We start from the raw sequence: 8,181 nt of genomic DNA on the forward strand, positions 1-8,181 counted from the left end.
GGCTGGAACACAGCCGCGCAGAGCAACCAGCGGCGCGCAACGCGCCGCACTGCATCCCGCTTTCTTGTTGAGCACCCGCAAACTGTCAAGGGCGGGTACGGGTGGGGTGGCGGGACCGTCATGCGCCATGGATGGCGCATGCGCGCCTACAGGGACGTACTTGCGGCGTGTCCCGCCACCCCACCCGTACCCGACCAAAACAGCGGCCCGGCACGCGAGATGCTTCAGAATTCAGCGGCCACCGTCATGAACACCTGGCGCGGCGCACTGGCGTGGATCGCGTAGCGGGTGCCGTTCGGATCGGTCGGGGCGAACGAACTGAGCTGGCCGGCGTAGCGCTTGTTGGTCAGGTTGGTCGCGTTGAGCGACACCTTGATGTCGCGCAGGCCCAGCCCCGGACCGAATGAATACCCCGCACCCGCATCGACCGTCGTCACCCCGGCCACCGACTGGTCGTTGGTGTAGGTGTAGTAACGTTTGCCCGTGTATTTGGCGCGCAGGCTGGCGAAGAACCCGTCGCGGTTCCAGCTGATCTCGCTGGAGGCCATCCGCTGCGGCGTATCCACCGTGATCTTGCCGGCCACCGGCACGATCGCACCGCCGGAGGTGTAGTCATCCTCGTAGGTGGACTTGTTCCAGGACAGCGCGTTGTACCACTGCAGGCCCTCGACCGGCTTGAGGATGAAGGTCAACTCCGCGCCCTGGCTCTTCACCGAGCCTACGTTGATGAAGCGGGTGATGCACTCCGGACGCGTGCCCACCTCGATGCTCGTGCAGGGATTGAGCGACAGCAGGCGGTTGTCGAACATCACATGGTAGGCCGCGATCGAGGCCTGGTACTTCTCGCCGAAGGTCCGGAAACCGGCTTCCAGCGTCTTCGACTTCTCCGGCTCCAGCCCCGCACTGGCGGCGAACGATTCCGGGGATACCTGCAACGGGCCACCGCTGCCGCCACCGACGAAGGCGGCGATGTTCTCCGAGTAAGAGGCAAACAGCTCCTGGTTCTGGCTGAGCTTGAAACCGATGCCCGCCTGCGGCAGCACCGCCTCCTTCGCGGTCAGCGTCCCGGAGGCGTAGCTGGCCTCGGTGCCCGGCCTGGCGTTGGCGGTCATGCGCGTGTTCGGGCTCTTGATGCCCACATCGACAGTGAGGCGGTCATCGAGGAAACGCATGCGGTCCTGCACGTAGAACTGGCGCGTGCGGATGTCGAAGTCCTGGTCGAACAGGCGACGGTCGGGGTGGTTGAGGTAGCCGTCATCCAGGAACGGGCCGGTGATGTAGTAGAAATTGCGCTCGACGTTGTGGTCGTTGCGCTCGTACCACAGCCCCGCTTCCAGCGCGTGGATGCCCCACTGCCAGCTCAGCGCCGCGGTGATGCCCTGGCGGTTGATGGTGTAGTTGGTGCTGCGGATGGAGATCGGCAGCGCCTGCGCGGTACCCGGGTTGGACGGCTGGCCTGGCGCCCACCAGTGGCCTTGGCCGCGGTTCTCATGGTGGTAGGCCAGCAGCTTCAGGCGCGAGGTCTCGCCCAGCGCCAGATCGGCATCCAGCGAGTACAGATTGTCGTCGCGCAGCGCGCGGCTCTGGTAGTACGCATCGTCGATGCTGTTGACGCCACCGCTGAAGGCGCACTTTTGTGCGTTGTAGGTGCCCGGCGCGCAGTAGGCCGCGGCCACCGCGCGATCCCAGTCCGGGGCGTAGATGTTCCAGTCGTAGCCCAGCCCGCGCGCCAGCATGCTCTTGGACAGGTAGGCATAGTTGGCCTGGCTCACGCGCGAGGTCGCGGCAAACGCGCCGAAGCGGTTGTCGCCCACGTTCCATACCGCCTTGGCGTTGAACTGGCGGGTGGTCTGGTTCTGGTTCGGCTCGGCCCACATATCCGCCTCCTGGTGCACGCCTGAGACGTAGGCCGAGAAGCCGTTGATGTCGCCGGTGTCCACGCGCAGGTAACCGCGACGCTGGTTGTCATCGCCGACGGTGACGCTGGCACGACCGCCAAATTCGGTGGACGGGTCCTGCGAGAAATACTGGACAGTGCCGCCCAGGTTGCTGGTGGAGGCCACGCCCAGCGAACCGATGCCCTGCGACAGTTCGGCACCGGCCAGGTTTTCTGCGATCAGCGCGCGGGCGATGCTCAGGCCGTTGTAGTTGCCGTAGCTGTTGTCGCCCAGCGGAATGCCATCGAGCGTGTAGCCCAGGCGGCTCTTGTCGAAGCCGCGCAGGGTGATGCTCTGCGATTCTTCGTTGGCCCCGAACGCATCGTTGGACTGCACCGACACGCCGGGCAGGCGGTCGAGGATCTTCTGGCCGCTGGTGCCCGGCGGCAGCACCTGCTTGTCCACCGCCGTGATGCGCTGGACCTGGCGGGTTTCACCCTGGCCGATCACCGACACGGTGTCCAGGGTCTGCGCGCTGAGCGCGGCGCTCGCATCGGTGGTTGCACCGGTGGTGGCGGCTACATCGGCGGCGTGGGCGTTGGCGGCGCACAGCGCGATCGCAACCGCGATCGTCAGGGGTCGGGTAAGCATGGTCGTCCGTTGCATGTGGGGTGGTGACCTGCGCACTGCAGGTGCATGACCATCATGCGAGCGGAAGATGAAAGCATTCTTACGTTATGGCGCGCTCCAGATGAAACGCGACCCGTCGCGCGACGCAGCGTGCCCGGATGCAACGCATCATTCGGCGACCAGCTGGTCCATGCGGATGCGGTTGGCGAACAGCGAGAACGCCAGCATGCCGGCCAGCCCGTTGGCGCGGCTGACCCAGTGTGGCAACCAGCGGGGCGGGCGCAGGATGCCTTCTTCGAACAGCGGTGCGAAGGCGATCGCATCGGTCAGCGACATCTTGCCGGCGAACAACCAGCGGCACACCTGCAGGCGGTCTTCGGCAAGCATGTGGCGGAAGAAGGTATGTACAGACACCAGCCCGCGCAGGTACACGGTGTCCTTGGTGAATGCAGCGCCGCCGGTCGGTGGCACGCCGCGGAAGACGCGCTGGGCAGAGGCGAAGCTCTCCTCGTTGTTCTGCCCTTCGGCGCAGAAGTAGCGGAATACCTGGATGAAATCGGCGCCCTCGCGCGCCATCGCGATCGCTTCGGTCCGCAGGCTGATGCGCTTGAGGCGCTCGATGTCGATGCTGCCGGTGATCTGCTCGGCGAAGGTGGCCAGGCCCTCCTGGGTGGCGGTCACACGCGGGGAGGACAACGCCAGGCTGGGCAGGTGCGGCTGCTCGCGTCCATTGAGTGCGGTCAGCGAATGCACCAGTGCTTCGTGGTGGAACAGCTGGGCACGGTCGTACGCACTGAAGCGGGCGCTGGTGCGCAGGCGGATGCGGGTGGGGCCGGCGGCCGCCTTGGAGATCAGGTCCGGGTCGAGCTGGACGCTGATGATGCGCGATTCAAAGAACGCATCGAGGTCGCTCTGCAACTGCAGTTGCAAGGCGGTAGCCGAGACCGGCACCTGTTCTTCGGGCGCGAGCAGTTCGTGGTCCAGTTCCTGCGCGATCTGGATGAAGTGACGGGCCGCATCGCGGGTGCTGGGGCCGTTGCCAGGCAGCGGGTGCTCGGGCGCGCCGAACAGTTCGACCGAATAGCGGTCGACCTCKGTCGTGCCCAGCGATTCGAGCAGACCGGCGGCCAGGTCCCAGCTGTGCGCCGAGCGCTGCACGTACAGGCCGATGGGATGGTCCGGATCGCATTGGGCGCTGATGGCGGCGAGCGCGCGGCGGGTGTCGCCGAAGTCGAGCCGGGGATAGGCCACCTGCGGCAGCACCGGCTGGCCGCGGGCGACACTGGCCAGGAACGGGGCCTGCAGGGCAGCGGGCCAGCTCGTCAGGCCCAGCAGCTTGATGCCACCCACTGCCTCCACCAGCTGCGCATCGAGCGCGGTGTGGTGGGCCACCTCACGATCCACGGTCATTGGTGTGTCCATGGGGCGGACAATAGCAGCCACGCGGGGAGTTGGTGCAGCCACCCATGGGGTGGCTCTACCCGGCTATCGGCGGCCGCCCTTGCCGCCCGGGCGCCATTGCGCGCCCTTGCCCACGTGCTTGCGCTCGATCGCCTGCTGGGCCTGGCGCACGGCCAGCTTGGCCGCGGCGGCGGCCACTTCTTCCTTCAGCTTGAAGTAGTTCAACAACCGCTCTTCATCCAGCGTGCCGTCATCGATGGCCGCACGGATCGCACAGCCCGGCTCGCGCTGGTGTGCGCAGTCGCGGAACCGGCATTGCGCCGACAGCGCTTCCACGTCGGAAAAGCCGCCTTCGCTCAGGGCTTCCTCACCGGTCGGCTTGAGTTCGCGCATGCCCGGGGTGTCGATCAGGCAGGCACCGGCCGGCAGCGGGATCAGCGCGCGGTGCGTGGTGGTGTGGCGGCCGCGCGAATCGTTGCTGCGCACGTCGGCGGTCTTCATCCGCTCCTCGCCCAGCAGCGTGTTGGTCAGGGTGGACTTGCCGGCACCCGACGAGCCCACCAGCACCACGGTCCGGCCCGCGCCCAGCCACGGCAGCAGGGCCGACGCGCTGGCCGGGTCCTTGCCGTTGACCGCCAGCAGCGGGATGTCCTGCGCGGCCAGTTCTTCCAGCACGTCCAGGGCATCCTGGCTGTACTCGGTCTGGTCGGCCTTGGTCAGCACCACCACCGGCTGCGCGCCGCCACCGCCGACCAGCAGCAGGTAGCGCTCGATGCGGCGCGGGTTGAAGTCGGCATCCAGGCCGCAGACGATGAACACGGTATCGATGTTGGCCGCGATCACCTGCTGGTGGTAATGCTCGCCGGCCGCGCCGCGCTTGATCGCGGTACGCCGCGGCAGCAGCGCCACGATCTTGATGCCCTCCATCAGCACCCAGTCGCCCACGGCCGCGCGTTCGTGGCTGGGAAAGCGCGGGCGCTGCCATTCCGGCGGGGATTCGGTCTTGATTGCCGCATCGGGCATGTCCGAGACGATGTAGCCGGTGCGATGCTGCTCGATCACACGACCCGGGCGCGCCTGCGGGAACTGCTCGAACAAGGCCTGCCAGGCCGGGAGTTCGGGGCCGCCCGGCCAGGGCCAGCCAATGGTCTGCAGGGCAAGATAATCAGTGGGTTCGCTCATCGTGCCCATTCTAGAGGGTGTGGCGACCGGGCGTCGCCGCAGTGCTCGGCCAGTAGCGAAGGCCCAGTCCCGCCCGCGTCTGCGCAACTGCTTGGCAGTGCTCGGAATTTGGCCCGAAAGCCTTGCCCTGCAACGCAACATTTCCGCTACCATGCCATTTCCATGCCCGACGATGACGGCCCGTTCATGTCCACGCCCCCGCTGAAGCCGCTTGCCACCCGCGAGCGCCTGTCCGAAGTCCGCTACGAGATCCGGGGCGAACTGGCGCGACGAGCGCGGGAGCTGGAGGCGCAGGGCCGCAAGCTGATCAAGCTGAACATCGGCAACCCGGGCAACTTCGGGTTCCGCGCGCCGGAGCACCTGCAGCGCGCGATCGCCGATGACATGGGCCGCACCGATCCCTATACCCACCAGCAGGGCCTGCCCGAGGCCCGCGAAGCGATTGCCGCCGCCTACGCCCGGCGCGGTGCCCCCGACGCGCATCCTGACCGGGTGTTTATCGGCAACGGCGTCAGCGAGCTGATCGACCTGTCGCTGCGCGCCCTGCTCAACCCCGGCGATGAAGTGCTGGTGCCCTCTCCCGACTATCCGCTGTGGTCGGCGGCGACCATCCTCAACGACGGCCGGCCGGTGTATTACCGCTGCGCACCGGAGAACGGCTTCCAGCCGGACCCGGTCGAAATCGAAACACTGGTGTCCTCGCGCACCCGCGCCATCGTGCTGATCAACCCGAACAACCCCAGCGGCGCCAGCTACTCGCGCGAACTGCTGGAGAAGATCGTGGCGATCGCGGTCAAGCACAACCTGCTGCTGATGGTCGATGAGATCTACGACCAGATCCTCTACGACGGTGCCGCGTTCCATGCGGTGGCGCCACTGGCCGGCGAACACCCGTGCATCACCTTCAGCGGGCTGAGCAAGGTGCATCGCGCCTGCGGCTGGCGGGTGGGCTGGGCGATGCTGTCCGGCGCGGCCGAGCGGCTGGGCGAATTCCGCGCGGCGATGGACCTGCTCAGCGCACTGCGGCTGTGCGCCAACGTGCCCGGCCAGTACGCCATCGATGCCGCGGTCAACGGCCCGGACACCATCTCCCCGCTGTGCGCCCCCGGTGGCCGCCTGTATGAAACCCGGCGCGCGGTGATCGAGGCCTGCAACGCCAGCGAGCACCTGTCGCTGGTTGCCCCGGCCGGCGCGCTGTACGCGTTCCCGGCGGTGGTCGGCCCGGCCGCGCGCAGCTTCGACGACCATGATTTCGCCTTGGAACTGATGAACGAGGAAGGCGTGCTGGTCGTGCCGGGCTCCAGCTTCAACGTGCCCTACCGCCACCATTTCCGCGTGACCCTGCTGCCCGAGCCGGACGTCATGCGCGATGTCTTCGCGCGCATCGACCGTGCGCTGGCCCGCCGTGCAGAAGCCAACACCAAGGTGGTGCCGTTGAAGCCACGCAGCGCGGTGGCCTGAGGTGGCGCTGTCCTACCTGGCACTGGGCGATTCGTACACCATCGGCGAAGGCGTGCAGCCGTCAGGGCGCTGGCCCTCGCAGCTGGCCGCCGGCCTGCGCGACATCGGCATCGCGGTGGAAGACCCGCAGATCATCGCCACCACCGGCTGGACCACCGACGAACTCGATGCGGGCATCGACGCCGCGGCCCCGCAGGGACCCTTCGACCTGGTCAGCCTGCTGATCGGGGTGAATGACCAGTACCGCGGGCGCAGCGTGGACGACTACCGGCCCCGTTTCACCGCCCTGCTGCAACGCGCGCTCGGCTTTGCCGGCGGTCGCGCGTCGCGCGTGCTGGTGCTGTCCATTCCCGATTGGGGAGTGACCGCGTACGGGATCGCGTCCGGCCGCGACCGGGCCCAGATCGGGCATGCACTGGACGCCTACAACGCGGCGGCCGCCGCGATCTGCGCCGCGCACGACGTCGCCTTCATCGACATCACCGAGGTCAGCCGCGAGCTGGGCGGGGAAGCGCCGATGCTGGTCGAAGACGGGCTGCATCCGTCGGCGACGATGTACACGCTGTGGAACCAGCGCGTCTTCCCGGTCGCACGGGTGCAACTGGCCGACGAGGTGGCGCGCTGAGCACGGACGCGCTGCCACTGGCCAAGGAACAGGCCCGCCGCATCGCCGCAGCCTTCATGCCGGCCCGGCGCTTCGGCAACCGACGCGATTATTACTACAGCCGCGGCAAGCTCGGCAGCGATCCGCTGTATCCGGGCGTGCTGGCCGCGCTGGTACCGGCGCAGGGCGGGCTGCTGGACATCGGCTGCGGGCTGGGCCTGCTGGCCCACGTGCTGCGCCAGGCCGGTCAGCAGCAGCCGTACCTGGGCGTGGACATCGACGCGGACAAGATCGCGCGTGCGCAGCGTGCCGGTGCACAGGCGGCGCTGACCGATGCGCGTTTCGACTGCCTGGACGCCAGCGCCACCCTGCCCGACCACCACGGCAGCGTGACCCTGCTGGATGTGCTGCAGTACCTGCCGGCCGATGCGCAGGCGGGTCTGCTGCATGCTGCCGCCACGCGCGTGGCCCCGGGCGGGCGGCTGGTGATCCGCACCACCCTGGCCGACAACAGCGGCCGCGACCGCGCCACCCGCATCACCGACATGCTGGCCCACCTGGTGGGCTGGATGGGCACGCGACCGCGGCATTATCCCGATGCCGCCAGCGTGCGCGCGCCGCTGGAAGCGGCCGGCCTGCGCCTGCAGATGACCCCGTTGTATGGCAACACGCCGTTCAACAACTGGCTGGTCTGCGCTGAGCGGCCGATCCGGGGCTGACAGTCGCGCCCTGCGCGCTGCACGCGCATACTCGCGCCCCGATACCGGCATGGAGCCCGCATGACCCCGCCCTCATCCCGCCATTCCGCCCTGGGCATCGCCGCACTGGTGATCAGCCTGTGCGGGCTGGTGATGTTCGCGATCAGCGCGCACGTCGCCCACACCCCCGCGCATGCCGAGATGCGCGAGCTGCCGGTGCTGCTGCTGGTGGTGCTGTGCATCAGCATCGGCTTGGCGGTCTTGGCCACGCTGATGGGGATCGGCAGCCTGCTGCAGCATCGCCGACGCCGGGTTACCGGCGTACTGG

General features: G+C 68.1%; 7 protein-coding genes. 4 read left to right on the forward strand and 3 right to left on the reverse strand.

Annotated features, from left to right (window positions below; translation table 11 throughout):
* Positions 1–224 precede the first annotated feature (224 nt).
* From AC1DQP_RS12585 to rsgA, 3 genes are all read right to left on the reverse strand, one after another.
* Positions 225–2,528 (reverse strand): TonB-dependent receptor, encoded by a 2,304-nt coding sequence (locus tag AC1DQP_RS12585; RefSeq protein ID WP_457319137.1) that lies wholly within the window; start codon positions 2,526–2,528, stop codon positions 225–227.
* A gap of 147 nt (positions 2,529–2,675) precedes the next feature.
* The gene (locus AC1DQP_RS12590) at positions 2,676–3,917 is read right to left on the reverse strand and encodes a flavohemoglobin expression-modulating QEGLA motif protein (RefSeq protein WP_457319138.1); all 1,242 of its coding nucleotides are present in this window, start codon (positions 3,915–3,917) and stop codon (positions 2,676–2,678) included.
* A 75-nt stretch (positions 3,918–3,992) separates the two neighbouring features.
* Positions 3,993–5,099 carry a ribosome small subunit-dependent GTPase A gene (gene rsgA / locus AC1DQP_RS12595; RefSeq protein ID WP_256776522.1) on the reverse strand — a complete coding sequence of 369 codons (1,107 nt, stop codon included), beginning with the start codon at positions 5,097–5,099 and terminating at the stop codon, positions 3,993–3,995.
* Positions 5,100–5,276: 177 nt separating this feature from the next.
* On the opposite strand from rsgA, the gene AC1DQP_RS12600 reads away from it, so the two are divergent.
* The 4 genes from AC1DQP_RS12600 to AC1DQP_RS12615 form a co-directional block, all read left to right on the forward strand.
* Positions 5,277–6,551: a pyridoxal phosphate-dependent aminotransferase gene (locus AC1DQP_RS12600; RefSeq protein WP_256776531.1), complete on the forward strand. Its 1,275-nt coding sequence runs from the start codon at positions 5,277–5,279 to the stop codon at positions 6,549–6,551.
* A gap of 1 nt (position 6,552) precedes the next feature.
* Positions 6,553–7,176 (forward strand): SGNH/GDSL hydrolase family protein, encoded by a 624-nt coding sequence (locus tag AC1DQP_RS12605; RefSeq protein ID WP_457319139.1) that lies wholly within the window; start codon positions 6,553–6,555, stop codon positions 7,174–7,176.
* 17 nt (positions 7,177–7,193) lie between these two features.
* Entirely contained in the window at positions 7,194–7,874 is a 681-nt protein-coding gene (locus AC1DQP_RS12610; RefSeq protein WP_256776532.1) for a class I SAM-dependent methyltransferase, read from the forward strand.
* 60 nt (positions 7,875–7,934) lie between these two features.
* Positions 7,935–8,181 (forward strand): hypothetical protein (locus AC1DQP_RS12615; RefSeq protein ID WP_478051710.1); only part of this gene is annotated, 247 nt, incomplete at its 3' end.

This window comes from Stenotrophomonas sp. P5_A8, assembly GCF_056400545.1.